14 protein-coding genes are annotated in these 15,948 nt (G+C 40.2%); 13 read left to right on the top strand and 1 reads right to left on the bottom strand.

Annotation, left to right across the window (positions count from 1 at the left end; genetic code table 11):
- Window positions 1-27 precede the first annotated feature (27 nt).
- The 9 genes from pcrA (at window position 28) to recN (ending at window position 11,000) form a co-directional block, all read left to right on the top strand.
- Window positions 28-2,277 (top strand): DNA helicase PcrA, encoded by a 2,250-nt coding sequence (gene pcrA, locus C5L21_RS07655; RefSeq protein ID WP_085698783.1) that lies wholly within the window; start codon window positions 28-30, stop codon window positions 2,275-2,277.
- Window positions 2,278-2,349: 72 nt separating this feature from the next.
- Entirely contained in the window at window positions 2,350-4,395 is a 2,046-nt protein-coding gene (ligA, locus tag C5L21_RS07650; protein ID WP_085698785.1) for an NAD-dependent DNA ligase LigA, read from the top strand.
- The gene (locus tag C5L21_RS07645; protein ID WP_085698787.1) at window positions 4,392-5,534 is read left to right on the top strand and encodes a CamS family sex pheromone protein; all 1,143 of its coding nucleotides are present in this window, start codon (window positions 4,392-4,394) and stop codon (window positions 5,532-5,534) included. The genes ligA and C5L21_RS07645 overlap by 4 nt, the downstream gene beginning before the upstream one ends.
- Window positions 5,535-5,589: 55 nt before the next feature.
- Entirely contained in the window at window positions 5,590-6,876 is a 1,287-nt protein-coding gene (gene xseA / locus C5L21_RS07640) for an exodeoxyribonuclease VII large subunit (RefSeq protein ID WP_040189961.1), read from the top strand.
- Entirely contained in the window at window positions 6,869-7,093 is a 225-nt protein-coding gene (locus C5L21_RS07635) for an exodeoxyribonuclease VII small subunit (protein ID WP_004903115.1), read from the top strand. Before xseA ends, C5L21_RS07635 begins: the two co-directional genes overlap by 8 nt.
- Window positions 7,086-8,000 (top strand): polyprenyl synthetase family protein, encoded by a 915-nt coding sequence (locus tag C5L21_RS07630; protein WP_085698789.1) that lies wholly within the window; start codon window positions 7,086-7,088, stop codon window positions 7,998-8,000. Before C5L21_RS07635 ends, C5L21_RS07630 begins: the two co-directional genes overlap by 8 nt.
- Window positions 7,997-8,839 (top strand): TlyA family RNA methyltransferase, encoded by an 843-nt coding sequence (locus tag C5L21_RS07625; protein ID WP_004905624.1) that lies wholly within the window; start codon window positions 7,997-7,999, stop codon window positions 8,837-8,839. Before C5L21_RS07630 ends, C5L21_RS07625 begins: the two co-directional genes overlap by 4 nt.
- Window positions 8,832-9,287 (top strand): arginine repressor, encoded by a 456-nt coding sequence (locus C5L21_RS07620; protein ID WP_004903105.1) that lies wholly within the window; start codon window positions 8,832-8,834, stop codon window positions 9,285-9,287. Before C5L21_RS07625 ends, C5L21_RS07620 begins: the two co-directional genes overlap by 8 nt.
- A 27-nt stretch (window positions 9,288-9,314) precedes the next feature.
- Window positions 9,315-11,000, top strand: a complete 1,686-nt coding sequence (recN, locus tag C5L21_RS07615) for a DNA repair protein RecN (protein ID WP_004908955.1) — start codon at window positions 9,315-9,317, stop codon at window positions 10,998-11,000.
- 70 nt (window positions 11,001-11,070) lie between these two features.
- On the opposite strand, the gene C5L21_RS07610 is transcribed toward recN, so the two are convergent.
- On the bottom strand, window positions 11,071-12,378 hold the full coding sequence (locus C5L21_RS07610) for an NCS2 family permease (protein ID WP_004903102.1): 1,308 nt from the start codon (window positions 12,376-12,378) through the stop codon (window positions 11,071-11,073).
- A 295-nt stretch (window positions 12,379-12,673) separates the two neighbouring features.
- On the opposite strand from C5L21_RS07610, the gene C5L21_RS07605 reads away from it, so the two are divergent.
- From C5L21_RS07605 to C5L21_RS07590, 4 genes are read left to right on the top strand one after another with little or no spacing between them, the layout of a single operon-like run.
- Window positions 12,674-13,354 (top strand): 2,3-bisphosphoglycerate-dependent phosphoglycerate mutase, encoded by a 681-nt coding sequence (locus C5L21_RS07605; protein ID WP_004905620.1) that lies wholly within the window; start codon window positions 12,674-12,676, stop codon window positions 13,352-13,354.
- A gap of 26 nt (window positions 13,355-13,380) precedes the next feature.
- Window positions 13,381-14,457, top strand: coding sequence for a glutamyl aminopeptidase (gene pepA / locus C5L21_RS07600; RefSeq protein WP_085698791.1), 1,077 nt, complete (start codon window positions 13,381-13,383; stop codon window positions 14,455-14,457).
- A gap of 6 nt (window positions 14,458-14,463) precedes the next feature.
- A complete protein-coding gene (locus C5L21_RS07595) occupies window positions 14,464-15,648 on the top strand; it encodes an FtsW/RodA/SpoVE family cell cycle protein (protein WP_100665344.1) in 1,185 nt (394 codons plus the stop codon).
- On the top strand, window positions 15,645-15,932 hold the full coding sequence (locus C5L21_RS07590) for a YlbG family protein (RefSeq protein WP_004903092.1): 288 nt from the start codon (window positions 15,645-15,647) through the stop codon (window positions 15,930-15,932). The genes C5L21_RS07595 and C5L21_RS07590 overlap by 4 nt, the downstream gene beginning before the upstream one ends.
- Window positions 15,933-15,948 lie beyond the last annotated feature (16 nt).

Here is a 15,948-nt window from a genome sequence, read left to right as displayed (position 1 = left end):
GAGTTAATTTACACTATAGGAGCACACATGTCAGTAGAAACACTCACCAATGGAATGAATAATAAACAAGCTGAAGCAGTTCAGACAACAGAAGGGCCACTCTTAATTATGGCCGGTGCCGGTTCTGGTAAAACACGTGTTTTGACACATCGTATTGCCCACCTAGTACAAGACCTTAATGTTTTTCCGTGGCGTATTTTAGCGATTACTTTTACCAATAAAGCAGCGCGTGAAATGCGTGAAAGAATTGCGGCATTGTTGTCTGAAGATGTTGCTCGTGATATTTGGGTGTCAACTTTTCATGCTCTAGCGGTGCGAATTTTACGTCGGGACGGCGAAGCTATTGGGTTAGCAAAGAATTTTACAATTATTGATACCAGTGCACAGCGCACATTAATGAAGCGGGTGATTAATGATTTGAATCTGGATACAAATCAGTACGATCCGCGCACAATCCTAGGCATGATTTCCAACGCAAAAAATGACATGTTGCGACCACGTGATTATGCTAAAGCTGCTGATAATGCTTTTCAAGAAACTGTGGCAGAGGTCTATACTGCTTACCAAGCTGAATTAAAGCGTTCTCAAAGTGTTGATTTTGATGACTTAATTATGCTCACTATTGACCTTTTTCAATCGGCGCCAGATGTGTTAGCGCGCTATCAGCAACAGTTTGAATACCTGCATGTTGATGAATATCAGGATACCAATGATGCCCAATATACAATTGTTAATTTATTAGCGCAACGCTCTAAAAATTTGGCCGTTGTCGGTGATGCCGACCAGTCAATCTATGGTTGGCGTGGGGCAAATATGAATAATATTTTGAATTTCGAAAAAGATTATCCAAATGCCCATACAGTTATGTTAGAGCAAAATTACCGTTCAACGCAAAATATTTTAGACGCAGCCAATGCAGTCATTAATCATAATAATGAACGTGTACCTAAAAAATTGTGGACTGAAAACGGTAAAGGCGATCAAATTACATATTACCGTGCACAGACAGAGCATGATGAAGCAAATTTTATTTTGTCAAATATACAGCAGTTACGTGAGACGAAACATATGGCTTATAGTGATTTTGCAGTGCTTTATCGGACAAATGCGCAGTCGCGTAATATAGAAGAATCACTTGTTAAGGCTAATATGCCTTATAGTATGGTCGGCGGTCATAAATTCTACGAACGTAAAGAAATCTTAGATATTATGGCTTACATGAGTTTAATTACTAATCCAGATGATAATGCTGCTTTTGAGCGGGTTGTTAATGAGCCAAAGCGCGGATTAGGGGCGACATCCTTAACTCGGTTACGGGAATTGGCTAATCGCTTAAATGTATCTTATATGAAAGCCATTGAAAGTATCGAATTAGCACCATCTATTACAACAAAGGCAGCAAGTAAGTTTTTGACTTTTGCTGAAATAATGCATAATTTACGCCAACAATCAGAATTTTTAAATGTAACTGAATTAACAGAACTTGTCATGACGCAGTCTGGTTACCGGCAAATGTTAGCCGAGAAAAATGATCCTGATAGTCAAGCGCGTTTGGAAAACTTAGAAGAATTCTTGTCTGTGACTAAAGAGTTTGATGATAAATATCAACCAGAAGATCCCGAGTCTATCGACCCAGTGACGGATTTTCTTGGCACGACTGCTTTGATGAGTGATTTGGACGACTTTGAAGAGGGTGATGGTGCAGTTACTTTGATGACATTACATGCTGCCAAAGGGTTGGAATTTCCTGTGGTATTCTTAATTGGTCTAGAGGAAGGTATTTTTCCTCTATCACGTGCCATGATGGATGAAGATTTATTGGAAGAGGAGCGTCGCTTGGCATATGTTGGCATTACGCGTGCTATGAAAAAGCTGTTTTTAACAAATGCTTTTTCAAGATTACTATACGGACGTACTCAAGCCAACGAGCCGTCGCGTTTTATTGCTGAAATTTCACCAGAACTATTGGAAACAGCGTATTCTGGTCTATCACGAGACAAGACACAGAAAAAAACCTTGCCATTTGACCGTAAAATGCAGCTTGCAACAGCAACAACGTATCAGGCGACACCGGTCACTAAAATTACAAATGGTGTTACCGGCGGCGATCAAACTTCATGGTCGACTGGTGATAAGGTATCACATAAAAAATGGGGCGTTGGCACAGTAATTTCAGTGTCTGGTCGTGCTGATGATCAAGAATTAAAAGTAGCTTTTCCATCTGAAGGGGTGAAGCAGTTATTAGCGGCTTTTGCCCCAATTCAGAAAGTGGACTAGGCTAGGCTTCTGAATTGTATGAGACAATTTTAGGACCACTTTTATATCATTGTGATGAAATTAGGAAAAAATATGTTACCAGAATTTACACCAGTGAATAATTTAACCACGCAGATGGCACAGCAAGAAATTGCCACTTTGCAAAAAAGACTTACCGATTATGGTGTAGCATACTATGAAGAAGATGCGCCACTTGTTGAAGATTACATTTATGACGCGTTTTATGCTCGGCTAGTGTTACTAGAAGCACAGTTTCCACAGTTTGTGACACCTGATTCGCCAACACAAAATGTTGGTGGCGCAAAAGTTAAATCAGGATTGGCAAAAGTTGTTCATCCGGCACCAATGCTATCGTTAGGGGACGTTTTTAGTTTAGAGGAGTTGCAAGAATGGGATGAACGGACAACAAAAACTTTGGGTTTTCAATCTGAATATAATTTAGAGTTGAAAATTGATGGTTTAGCTGTCGCACTAACTTACGTTGATGGTAAACTTGTACAAGCTTCTACGCGTGGTAATGGTAGTATTGGAGAAGATGTTACGGCGAATGTGAAAACAATTCGTAGTATTCCTCAAACGCTAACTGAGCCAATAACCATTGAGGTGCGCGGCGAAATTTATATGCCCAAATCAAGCTTTGCAACCTTAAACAAACAGCGTGAGGCTGATGGGTTAGAGCCCTTCGCTAATCCACGTAATGCTGCAGCGGGTTCGCTAAGACAATTAAACGTTGCTATCACTAAAAAACGTGAGTTATCAGCTTTTGTTTACTATACAGCTGATCCAGATGCCATTGGGGTAACAACACAGAGCGGTGCTCTAGAGCGCTTTGCAGCGCTTGGTTTACCAACGGATGACCATAACCGTGTCATCGCCAAAATGGCTGATATTGATGCCTATATTGCTGAGTATACCTCGCAACGTGAGCGATTGGCTTATGGCATAGATGGTGTGGTTGTTAAAGTCAATCACTTAGACAATCAACTCGATTTAGGACACACTGTTAAAATTCCACGTTGGGCAATTGCTTATAAATTTCCACCCGAAGAGGCTTTGACTGTTGTGCTTGACATCGAATGGACAGTCGGCCGTACTGGGGCAGTTACCCCTACTGCTGTGATGGATCCAGTCCAATTAGCCGGCACAACTGTGCAGCGCGCTAGCTTGCACAATCCAGATTATTTGAATGCCAAAGACATTCGAATAGGAGACACAGTAACTTTGCATAAAGCTGGCGATATTATTCCAGAAATTGGACAAGTGCTGTTAGCTGAGCGACCAGCAAATAATCAGGTATATGATATCCCAACATTTTGTCCGGCATGTCACTCAGAGTTAGTGCACTTAGATGGGGAAGTGGCCTTGAGATGCATTAACCCATTTTGTGTGGCACAAATCCAAGAAAAGCTCACACATTTTGCTTCTCGCAATGCCATGAATATTGATGGTATGGGTCCTAGAGTTGTTAGTCAGTTGCTCAAGGCCAATTATATTCAAGATGTGGCTTCGATATATCGTCTTCAGGAAACACAACTGCTTTCTTTAGACAAGTTTAAAGAAAAATCTGTGACCAATCTTTTATCTGCAATTACGACGTCAAAAAGTAATTCGTTAGAACGTTTGCTTTTTGGCTTGGGTATTCGGATGGTTGGTGCTAAGGCCGCAAGACTGATTGCAGAAAAATTTAAAACGTTACAAGCCATAGCTGATGCATCAGTAATCGATATTGCTAGTATTGCGGGTATTGGTGAAACAATTGCGCTTTCAGTGGTACAATATTTTAAAACACCTGAAGCCAAGCAATTGCTGATTGAATTACGAGAAGCTGGTGTCAACCAAACCTACTTATCTGATGTCATCGTTGATGAAACGTCATTTTTCTATGGTAAAAAGATTGTTTTAACTGGTAAACTAGAAAAGGGTAGTCGGACCGAAGCAACAAAGTGGCTACAAGATCATGGTGCACAGGTCACGGGGTCAGTTTCAGCCAAGACAGACCTGTTGATTGCTGGTGAAGACGCCGGTAGTAAATTAGATAAGGCTAATGCGCTTGGTGTGACAGTTTGGGATGAGCAGGCGTTTATTGAAGCACAAGCAAAAGAGGGTACTGATAAATGAGAAAAATTGGTTTTCGCGGTTATATGGTAATTGCAGTAGGTATTTTAATTCTTACTGTCGGGGGACTCTATTTTTTTAATATGAACCGTGTGTCACCGACTGCAACCAAAAAAGCAAGCGGTGTCCAAATTACACAGAGTACGCCAGGACAATATCAGACAGTGATTAAAGATGGCAGGTATTTAGTTAGTGCTGCGCGTGGTATTACAGCAACTTCCGAACCCAATCAGCTAGATGTTAAGCACTTTGAGTCCAGTTTACTCGAGTTGTCAAAAAGTCAGTTTAAGCCAGCACAATATATTTTTCAAGAGGGACAATATTTAACAGCTGATACAGTGACTAATTTATTGGCCCGCCAAAGCAATGATAATCCAAATGGCTTGAACCCTGAAGATAATGGAAAGACCGACGACTCACGTAATCCAACCTATGTACAGACATTAACGGAACAAGATTTTATGTCAAAGCAAGGTAACGACTTAAAACTATCCGGTATGGTTATTGGCGTGGCGATGAACACCCAAGATCAGTATCAAAAAGAAAAGTATGGTGCTAATTATACGCAAAACATTTCTGATGCAGACCGTGTAGCCTATGGCAAAAAAATAGCGCCAAAAATCATCGCAAAGGTGAGGGCGCAATCAGGCGTATCTGACAGTACCCCGATTGTTATCGCAATGTATGCTAATTCGCCAGCTGATTCTTTGGCGCCCGGTGGTTTTTACGCTGAAGCTAAGAGCTCACATGGAGACACTTTGAGTGATTGGACGACCATTAGCGACAAATCAATTGTTTTACCTAAAGAAGCCACAGATACATCTAAATTAGGTAGTGATGAAAATAGTGGTTTTGCAAACTTTAAAAACGATATTGCTAATTTTTTCCCTAATATTGCTGGCGCAACAGCAGTTGCTAATTTTAAGTCTGGTACATTGACACGTCTAGATGTAAAAGTGAATACGCAGTTCTATTCTCAAACAGAAATCGAAAGTTTTACAACATATGTATCCCAGTCCGCTCTTAAATTCTTACCAAGTAATGTACCAGTCCGTATTGTGGTCCAAACGGCTAATGAATTGCAAGCGATTCTCATCCGCAATGCTAACGATAAAACATTCACAGTAACAGTATTAAATTAAGCATAGTCTAGCTATGCTTTTTTGTATATATACATGAAAATGGTATAATTAAACTATGTCTGAAACTCAAAAATATTTAACAATTAGTGCACTTACAGCATATTTAAAGCGTAAATTTGATGCAGATCCATATTTACAAAAAGTCTATGTTACTGGTGAAATTTCTAATATGGGCCGTCGGCGTGGCCGGCATCTTTACTTTTCAATTAAAGATCCAAGTGGGCGTGCCGTAATTTCTGCTGCGATGTTCTCGTATGCTAATCGACTAAAATTTCAGCCAGAAGAAGGTATGAAAATAAATGCGGTTGGCCATGTACAATTGTACGAGCCAAATGGTACCTATGCAATTATTTTGGACGATATGACACCCGATGGTGTGGGAGCCTTATTTCTAGCATATGAACAGTTGAAGAAAAAATTATCAGCCGAAGGGTTGTTTAGTTTTCCTAAGAAAAAATTACCGCTATTACCACGAAAAATCGCAGTGGTAACTTCGCCGACTGGGGCCGTCATTGAGGATATAGTTAGAACAGTGCAACGTCGTTTTCCAAGTGCGCAAGTTGTTTTGTATCCAGCCGTTGTTCAGGGAGAGAAAGCAGCAAAAACGATTATTAAACAAATCCAACGTATTGATAAATCAAATCAATATGACACATTGATTGTTGGTCGTGGTGGGGGTTCCATAGAGGACTTATGGGCATTCAATGATGAAATGTTGGCACGAACTGTCGCCGAGCTTAGCATTCCTGTGGTTAGTTCAGTCGGCCACGAAACAGATAATACACTGATTGATTTCGTCGCAGACCATCGTGCGGCTACGCCAACAGCAGCAGCTGAGTTAGCCACGCCAGTTACCTTGACACAGTTGATAACACGTTTAAACGAATTACAAGTGCGTTTACAATTAACGCTGCAACAGCAGATTGATGTCAAACGTCAACGCGTTGCGCGCGTAGCTAATCACGTCATTTTTCAACAACCAGACCGTTTGTATGTTGGCTATAATCAACGTGTGGATCAATTACGACATGATCTTGAGCAACTAATGCAACAACACATTGTTGCAGCTCGACACCGTCTCACAGTTGTTTCCCAGAGGCAATCGCAGATGAGCCAACAGATATTACAACAACCAAGAGAAAAACTACAGCTGCTAGCAGCTAAATTAGACTCAATGAGCCCATTGAAAATATTAGTCCGTGGCTTTGTAGTGATGGAAAAAGAACAACAAGTTGTGAAAAGTATTCAAGAAATTGCTGCAGAGGATCAAGTTAATCTGCGCTTGAGCGATGGCGTGGCAAAAGCAAAAATAATAGAAACGAGCAAACTAACACATGAGTGAAACAAAGACATTCGAAGATAAGTTACAGCAATTAGAAGGCATTGTTAGTGAATTAGAGAAGGGTGATCGTCCTTTAGAGACGGCTCTGGCTGATTTTCAAACTGGTGTCGGTTTGGTAAAAGAATTGCAAGGCACGCTCAAACATGCAGAAGAAACATTGGCTAAAGTGATGAGTGATGATGATAAACTAACCGATTTGGAACTAACTAATGACTAATCTAAAAAATTTTCAAGCGATTTGGCGTCCAAAAATTGACCAACAGTTACAGACGGATTTAATTGCTATATCTGACGATGCTGAATTTGCGCAGATGATGTGTTATGCTGTGCTAAATGGCGGAAAACGTTTACGTCCGTTATTAACTTTGGCAGTACTATCCAGCTTTAATGTGTCCGTGACACCCAATTTACTAAAATTGGCAACGGCGGTGGAGTGGGTGCATTCTTATTCGCTTGTGCACGATGATTTACCTGCCATGGATAATGATCTTTGGCGTCGCGGACAACCAAGTGTTCATGCTAAATTTGGAGAATCATCAGCTATTTTAGTTGGTGATGCTTTGTTAACTGGTGCTTTTCAGGTTGTTTCTGAAGCAAATGCGTTGGCAGCGAACGTACAAAAAGTGAGTGATGAGCAGGTGATAACCATCATACGGCAGTTATCACGATATGCTGGTGCTAATGGTATGGTTATTGGTCAAATACATGATATGCAGAACCATGGCCATCAAAAATCTGATGTGACTTATGATTGGCTATTAAATGATGTATATGCCCCGAAAACAGCAGCACTAATTAGTTATGCAACTGATATCGGTGGTAAACTATCTCAGGAAATGGCTTCAACAGTAGTACACCCGAAAACGCAGTATGATTTATATCAGTTTGGTTATGATTTTGGCCTAGCCTTTCAAATTCAAGATGATATTGATGACTTTGATCAAGATAATGACGAAGCTGTTGACTCATTACCACATCTTGTAGGTATGGCTGCTGCAAAGCGTACACGAAATGATTTACTTGCTGATGCACGGCAACGATTAACTAATATTGCGCAGCGTGAGGCCAGTTTTGATCGGCAATTGTTAGATGAATTTTTAGATTTAATTGGAGAATCAGTATGAGTGCTGTAGAAAAAGAGCGTGTTGATATATTGTTAGTACAACAGGGCCTATTTGACTCACGTGAACAAGCTAAGCGAGCAGTGATGGCGGGGGAAATACTAGGTGACAATGAAGAACGTTTAGATAAAGCAGGTCAGAAAATACCTGTTACAACGGAATTGCATTTTAAAGGTGAAAAACTAAAATACGTATCACGTGGCGGATTAAAGTTAGAAAAAGCGCTCAATGATTTTGATATTTCGGTCGCTGATAAAGTTGTTTTAGATATTGGCTCGTCTACAGGTGGCTTTACTGATGTTGCCCTTCAAAATGGGGCCAAATTAGTGTATGCATTGGATGTAGGGACGAATCAATTAGCATGGAAATTGCGTTCAGATGAGCGCGTTAAAGTGATGGAAAATACTAATTTTCGTTACTCACAATTAAATGATTTTAAGTTTGGGCAACCACAATTTGCAACGATTGATGTGTCATTTATTTCTCTTGGACTAATTTTGCCACCATTATCTCAAATTATTACGTCTGGCGGACATGTTGTTGCACTGATTAAGCCTCAGTTTGAAGCGGGTCGCGAGCATGTCGGTAAAAATGGGATTATTAAAGATCCACACGTTCATAAGCATGTGTTACAAAAGACTGTACAAATGATGCTTGCAGAAGGTTTTTCAATTAAAGGGTTAACCTACTCACCAATTAAGGGCGGGCAGGGCAATATTGAATTTTTAGCTATCTTGATGCGCGAACAGACAGCAACTATGAATACAGATATTGATATTGATAAGCTACTCGAACAAACCTATGCGCAATTAAACCATGTAGGAAATAAGGATGATGAATAAAAAAACACGTCAAAAAACACTCATGACACTTATTCAAAATCAACCGCTAGGACGTCAAGAAGACATTGTTGCTTATTTTGAGACCTTGGGCGAAACAGTGACACAAGCAACTATTTCACGAGATATCAATGAGTTGGGACTGATTAAGGTCCCTAATGCTCATGGCGGTTTTCACTATCATTTGCCAAAACAAGATGACCGACCGCATTTGCAACGTTTACGTCGTGCGTTGCAGCAATCATTTTTAAGTCAACGTGCACAACGCGGTCAAATTTTATTAAAAATACAGCCTGGTAGTGCACAGTTAATTGCTAACTTGTTTGAAAAAGTCAATTTTCCAGAGGTTTTTGGTACTTTGAGTGATGATGGTACGGTACTCGTATTATTAAAAGATGGTGTGACAACAGCAGAAATGACGAGTATTATTCAGAAATTACTGGAAAAATAGAAATGTATTAGGAGCATGAAAGCGAATATGCTAGAAAATCTTGTCATTGAAAATTTTGCCATTATTGAGAAAATTGATTTACAATTTGAAGATGGCATGACCGTTTTAACGGGTGAAACGGGTGCAGGTAAATCAATTATTATTGGCGCTTTACTACTATTAACCGGCGGTCGTGCGAGTTCTGAAATGGTTCGACATGGCAGCAAAAAAGCTATTTTACAAGCTGTATTTAGTATTACAACCAATCAATCGTTACTAACGCTTTTAAGCCAACATGGCATTGAAGCTGATGATGGACAAATGATTATTTACCGTGAGCTGAATCATAACGGACGTAGTGTGATCAGAATCAATGGTGTTTTAATTAACTTAAAAACGTTATCGATTATTGGTCGACAGCTGGTCGACATTCAAGGACAAAACGATACACAGCAACTACTTAATGTAGATGAGCATATACAGTTGCTTGATGCATTTGGTGGGGACATGTTGTTGCAGGTCAAGTCAGCTTATCAAAGCGAATTTTTGGAGTTTCGTGCAATTACCCAACGTATTCGTAAAATTCAAACATCACAGCAAGAAATGACGCAACGACTAGACCTGCTACAATTTCAGCAGCAAGAGTTAATGGAAGCGGATTTGAGTTTGAATGAAGAAAATGATTTATTGGATGCCCGTGGTAAATTGTTAAATTACAAGAAAATTGCTGATCGCTTACAAAATACACAGTTTGCGCTGAATGGCGAACAAACTGGTGCAATAGACCTATTGGCAGAAGCGATGCACGAGTTACAAGAAATTGCGGCGTATGATAATACCTATGCTGAGCTAGCTAAAACGATTGCCGATAGTTATTACACGGCGCAAGAAGTCGGTCGAGATGTTGATGAACAGATAGGCGCATTAACCTATGATGAATCAGAATTATTACGTATTGAAGAACGCTTACAGTTGATTCATGGTTTGGAAAGAAAATATGGGACAACAGTGGCCGATGTTTTGGCTTTTCAAGAAAAAGTTAATGCTGAACTTGCAACGTTGGTAGATGATTCATTTAATGTGGATAAGTTACAAGTCAAGCAAAATAGTTTACGTCAATCTTTGCGTCAAAAAGCGATGAGACTACGTGAAGTTAGACAGCAAGTGGCACGTCAGTTAGAACAGGATGTTAATCAGCAATTGTCAGACTTATTGATGACAGGGTCAGAATTTGCGGTACATTTTGAGCCCATTGAAGGTTTTATTTCATCTGGCTCTGATAGCGTAGAATTTTATGTTCAGACAAATGTTGGTGAAGGTATGGCCCCATTAGTTAAAATTGCTTCTGGCGGTGAAACAGCACGATTAATGCTAGCATTGAAGACGACGTTTGCTAAACAGCAACATATTATTTCAATTGTGTTTGATGAAGCAGACACCGGTGTTTCCGGACGTGTAGCCCAGGCGATTGCTAAGAAAATGTTGACAATTGCAGCTGACTCGCAGGTTTTTGCGATTACGCATTTACCACAAGTTGCTGCTGCAGCCACACATCATTTTCTAATTGCTAAAACAACAGAACACGATCGTACAATAACTCAGGTTTCGTCACTAGATGAATCAGGTCGTGAGCGCGCCATTGCCATGATGTTATCGGGCGATAAAGTTTCTAAAACGGCACTTGCCAATGCCAAAGATTTGCGGCGCCAATATACCAAAGACGCAACCAAATAATAGCATGCCATCTAATAACTAAAAAGACTGAACTCATTCATATGAGTTCAGTCTTTTTAATATCTAAATATTAATGTGCAATAATGACCAAGAAAAGTACGAATAAAATAGCCAAAGCATACATTAGTGGATGTACTTTTTTACCACGACCAGTACTAATCATAGTAATTGGATAGAGAATGAAACCAAGGGCGATACCATCAGAGATTGAGTAAGTTAAAGGCATACCAATAACAATGAGGAACGCTGGTGCTGCGATAGCAAAGTCTTCCCAATCAATTTGACGTAGGCTTTTCGCCATTAACACCCCGACAACAACGAGTGCCGGTGCTGTGACCTGTGATGTAACAACAGTTAGCAGTGGTGAAAAGAATAATGCGATTAAGAAAAAGATACCAGTAAAGACACTTGTTAATCCGGAACGACCACCAACAGCGATACCAGATGATGATTCGACATAGGCTGAGGTTGGGGATGTTCCGATGACAGCACCAACAGTCATACCAACAGCGTCGGCCATTAATGCTCTTCCGGCGCGTGGCATTTCGTTATTTCTCATGAAACCAGCCTGTGTAGCAAGACCAATCATTGTTCCCGCTGTGTCAAAGAAAGTGACGAGTAAGAAAGTAACGACAACAGTCACCATTTGTAGTGAATTGATGTCACCGATGTGTGTGACCCCAGCACCAAAGGTTGGTGCCAAAGAAGGGGCTGAAGAAATAAGTGCGCTTGGTAGTTTGATAAGACCAAAAATGATGCCAACAACTGACGTCATCACCATACCAATAAAAATGGCAGCTGGAATTTTACGTGACAACAAAATGAAGGTTACAATAATACCAAAGATAGCCAATAATGAGGTTGGCGTGGTTAAATGACCAAGAGAAACCATTGTGTCTTTGTTGGCAACAATTAGACCAGCATTATGTAAGCCAATAAAAGCGATAAATAAACCAATACCAGATGCGATGGCTAACTTTAAATTTTGAGGAATAATGTTAATAATTTTTTCTCGTATTTTGAAGAAAGTTAATACGAGAAAGATGATAGCAGCAACGAATACACCTGCCATTGCTGTTTGCCATTTGACACCCATACCAATAACAACAGAATAAGCGAAGAAAGCATTAACACCCAAACCTGGTGCGATAGCAATCGGATATAATGCAACGATGCCCATGAATAGCGTCGCAACAGCTGATGCAACAGCTGTTGCCGTGAATACCGCACCCTTATCCATGCCAGCAGCACCGAGGACAGTGGGGTTAACAAATAGAATATAGGCCATGGACGCAAAGGTCGTTAGCCCAGCGATGAACTCTGTACGTATTGACGTGTTCAGTTCATCAAGTTTAAAATAATTTGCAATCGTAGACATGATTGCCTCCCAAAAATATTGTAACGCCTAAACGTTCTATACTAGTTTAACAGTATAAAAGGCGAATTAAAATATAAAAACGTTAGAATTTACCGTTTAAACCGATCGTTGCCGTTGATTTATTGTTGAAAGCGCTTAATAAACGAATAATAAAGGCTTAATGTTCGTTTATTAGTTAAAGATAACCGAATTCACTAGCTAACAATGTGACTATCCGTTAGCTGTGGCTAGGATAGAATGTGATGGCTTATTTAATGTTATAATAGAAACATCTTTTACTGAAGGAAGTTGTATTATGGTAGCACAACTTGTGTTAGTTCGTCATGGGGAGTCAACCGCTAATCGCGATAATCAATTTACTGGGTGGACAGATGTACCACTTACTGCAAAGGGGCGTGCACAAGCAAAAAAGGTAGGACAATTATTGGCTGATAAAGCAATGACCTTTGATGATGTCCATACATCCTATTTACAGCGTGCGATTTCAACGGCTAACATTATTTTATATGAGTCTCATCAGTCTTGGGTGCCAATCCATAAAACTTGGCGTTTAAATGAGCGGCATTATGGTGCGCTGCGTGGTTTAAATAAGGATGCAGCACGTCAGAAATATGGTGTTTCGGCTGTACAATTATGGCGAAGAAGTTATACAGCCGTGCCACCGTTATTAGATCGTGTGACACCAGATCGCCGCTATCCTAACCAAATCGAGCCACTCGGAGAAAGTTTAGCAATGGCCAGTGATCGCTTATTACCTTATTGGCATTCTACGATTGAACCGGCGCTACGTGCTGGTCGTCATCAGCTTGTGGTGGCACATGGCAGTTCATTACGGGCACTGATTAAATACTTAGAAAATATTAGTGATGAAGCCATCGATGGTTTAGAAGTTGGCAATGGTGAACCAATTTGTTACACATTTAATGAAAAATTTGAAATTAGTCCACGCCAGTACCTGCAGGCAGATGTTAAATAAAATAAAGACCATATAAGGAGTGAAAAATGAACGATAAAACATGGGCACGAATAAAAAAATATACGGAGCATCAAGGCACATCTGGGCAAGAGCATTTAGTGCGGCAAGCTTTGCGCCAAGATATGCAACCATTAGTTGATGAAATTCATCAAGATGGCTTAGGTGGTATTTTCGGTGTTAAAAACAATAAACAGATTGATGCACCGCGCGTCATGTTTGCGGCGCATATGGATGAAGTCGGCTTTATTGTTACGGATATTTTGCCTACTGGCACGTTTAAAGTAGCCACCATTGGCGGTTGGAATCCTGTAGTCATTTCTTCACAACGTTTCACCTTATTTACGAGTAAAGGCACCTATCCAGTTGTTTCAAGTTCTGTATCACCGCATTTATTGCGCGGCACAGGGCATGCACCACAATTACCTACTATTGATGACATTTTATTTGATGGGGGCTTTGTTGATTATGATGAAGCATGGGCTTACGGTGTGAGACCTGGGGACTTCATTGTGCCTGAGGTTAAAACAATTTTAACTGCCAATAAAAAGCGGGTAATATCTAAGGCATGGGATAATCGCTTTGGCGTGGTAACCATACTTGAAGCATTAGAAGCACTAGTTAATGAACCCACACCGAATACGCTAATCATGGGGGCAAATGTCCAGGAAGAAGTTGGCCTACGTGGTGCCCATGGTGCAGTTAACTTACTAAAGCCTGATATATTTTTTGCGGTAGATTCTAGTGCAGCTGATGATAATGCTGAATCACAGGGACATCAAGGTGTACTTGATCAAGGAACGTTATTGCGTGTATTTGATCCGACTGTTGTCACACCACTGCGTCTACGTGAGTTTTTGCTATCGGTAGCTGAAGACAATCACATTCCTTATCAGTATTTTGTTTCTAAAGGCGGTACAGATGCAGCTGCTGCTCAAACCGCGCATAATGGGATACCTTCTGTTGCTCTAGGTGTGGCTTCTCGTTACATCCACACCCATCAAACGGTCTGGTCCATAGCTGATTTTGAGGCCGCTAAGGCTTTTGTTATTGCAATTGCAAAATCTTTAGACAACACAAACTTACAAACAATTATAGGTGATTAATGTTTTATGTTTAAAAAATTACGAAAATTAGATTATTGGATTGCTGTACCTTATGCCATATTGAGTATGCTTGGTATTGTCATGGTTTTTTCTGCAACTCAAGGTACAAGTACAGCTTTAAGTAATTTTATTAAACAAGCGATTTTTGTTGTGTTGGGCTTGACGGGTGCTTTTTTTCTCTACCATTTTAATTTAAAAGCGTTACGACAAAAAAAGTTGCTGCGGATGACGATGTTAATCATTATTGGTGCTTTATTGGTTGCTAAATTTATTATGCCTGCGGTTAACGGCGCCAATGGGTGGATTAGTTTAGGCCCTATCACGCTGCAACCTGCTGAATTCTTAAAACTAGCAATTATTCTATATTTTGCCGATTTTTTTGATAAAGTACCTTGGCAGACGCATTTACGTATCAGAAATCAACCGTTGTTTCAATTTCATGTTTTAGGATTACCGGGGATTGCGCTGGTGTTAGTCTTTATTATGCCAGACAATGGTAACGGCCTAATTACTTTTGTTATCTGGTTTGTGTTGTTTATGTCCTCTGGCGTACGGCGTTGGTTTATTGCTGCTGTTGCTGCCTTTGGCGGTTTAGGATTTGGCTTTTTACAGACTATTTTAAGAATCGTTAACCAAGTATTTGGTCTTAATGGAAGTCAACACTATACGTTTGCCCGATTGACAAGTTTTGTAGACCCATGGCAACCAGGTGCAGCCGATGCTAGCCGACAGTTATTATATGGTTATTATGCAATAGCACACGGCGGTTTCTTGGGGGTAGGACTGGGAAATTCGTTAATCAAACCCTATTTGCCTGAATCCAACACAGATTTTATAATGGCCGTGATGACGGAGGAATTAGGCGCCGTGACAACGACAATTGTATTACTGTTATTGCTCATTTTAATTGGTCGTATGGTTATTCTTGGTATACGGCAGCGCAGCCAATACTATCGCTTATTATTATTTGGTATTGCAGCATTACTCTTTATTCAGGCGTTAGTTAATTTGGGTGGTGTTGTTGGTGTGCTACCTATTACAGGTGTTGTTTTCCCATTCATATCAGGCGGTGGTTCGTCGTATATCGTATTCAGTGCGGCAATTGGTTTAACGCTTAATATAGCAGCAACACAAAAGAAACTACCAGACATTCACCCAGCAGATACACTTGCTAGAAAGGATTACCAATGACATTTGCAATACAACCCAGGCGGGGCCTGTATATTTATTTAAAGCAGATGCGACACGTTTCACAACTTAAAAAATTTGGTCAAATTGTCTATGTTTCACGTAAAATGGGCTTTGCAATGATTTATGTTGATGATACTGCCATTACGCAACAAATTGAAAAAATTAAGCAATATAAGTTTGTAAAAGATGTTGTCTCATCACCGCGTCCGGATATTAATCCGGATTTGGATGATATGCATGATGATATTTTCTTTGAAAATTATGATGAGGAGAGTGCGCGTTAAGTGGCTATTCAGCCAT

The organism is Leuconostoc citreum (genome assembly GCF_004354555.1).
Classification (GTDB): Bacteria; Bacillota; Bacilli; order Lactobacillales; family Lactobacillaceae; genus Leuconostoc; species Leuconostoc citreum.
The sequence above is the reverse complement of the archived record's forward strand: the minus strand, read 5'-3'. Positions and strand labels throughout refer to the sequence as shown.

What these genes read in the sequence shown, in the direction of transcription:
- C5L21_RS07620 (WP_004903105.1), top strand. Translation starts at nt 8,832, where the DNA reads ATGAATAAAAAAACACGTCAAAAAACACTCATGACACTTATTCAAAAT.
- C5L21_RS07595 (WP_100665344.1), top strand. Translation starts at nt 14,464, where the DNA reads ATGTTTAAAAAATTACGAAAATTAGATTATTGGATTGCTGTACCTTAT.
- C5L21_RS07630 (WP_085698789.1), top strand. Translation starts at nt 7,086, where the DNA reads ATGACTAATCTAAAAAATTTTCAAGCGATTTGGCGTCCAAAAATTGAC.
- recN (WP_004908955.1), top strand. Translation starts at nt 9,315, where the DNA reads ATGCTAGAAAATCTTGTCATTGAAAATTTTGCCATTATTGAGAAAATT.
- C5L21_RS07590 (WP_004903092.1), top strand. Translation starts at nt 15,645, where the DNA reads ATGACATTTGCAATACAACCCAGGCGGGGCCTGTATATTTATTTAAAG.
- C5L21_RS07635 (WP_004903115.1), top strand. Translation starts at nt 6,869, where the DNA reads ATGAGTGAAACAAAGACATTCGAAGATAAGTTACAGCAATTAGAAGGC.
- C5L21_RS07605 (WP_004905620.1), top strand. Translation starts at nt 12,674, where the DNA reads ATGGTAGCACAACTTGTGTTAGTTCGTCATGGGGAGTCAACCGCTAAT.
- xseA (WP_040189961.1), top strand. Translation starts at nt 5,590, where the DNA reads ATGTCTGAAACTCAAAAATATTTAACAATTAGTGCACTTACAGCATAT.
- C5L21_RS07625 (WP_004905624.1), top strand. Translation starts at nt 7,997, where the DNA reads ATGAGTGCTGTAGAAAAAGAGCGTGTTGATATATTGTTAGTACAACAG.
- pepA (WP_085698791.1), top strand. Translation starts at nt 13,381, where the DNA reads ATGAACGATAAAACATGGGCACGAATAAAAAAATATACGGAGCATCAA.
- pcrA (WP_085698783.1), top strand. Translation starts at nt 28, where the DNA reads ATGTCAGTAGAAACACTCACCAATGGAATGAATAATAAACAAGCTGAA.
- ligA (WP_085698785.1), top strand. Translation starts at nt 2,350, where the DNA reads ATGTTACCAGAATTTACACCAGTGAATAATTTAACCACGCAGATGGCA.
- C5L21_RS07610 (WP_004903102.1), bottom strand. Translation starts at nt 12,378, where the DNA reads ATGTCTACGATTGCAAATTATTTTAAACTTGATGAACTGAACACGTCA.
- C5L21_RS07645 (WP_085698787.1), top strand. Translation starts at nt 4,392, where the DNA reads ATGAGAAAAATTGGTTTTCGCGGTTATATGGTAATTGCAGTAGGTATT.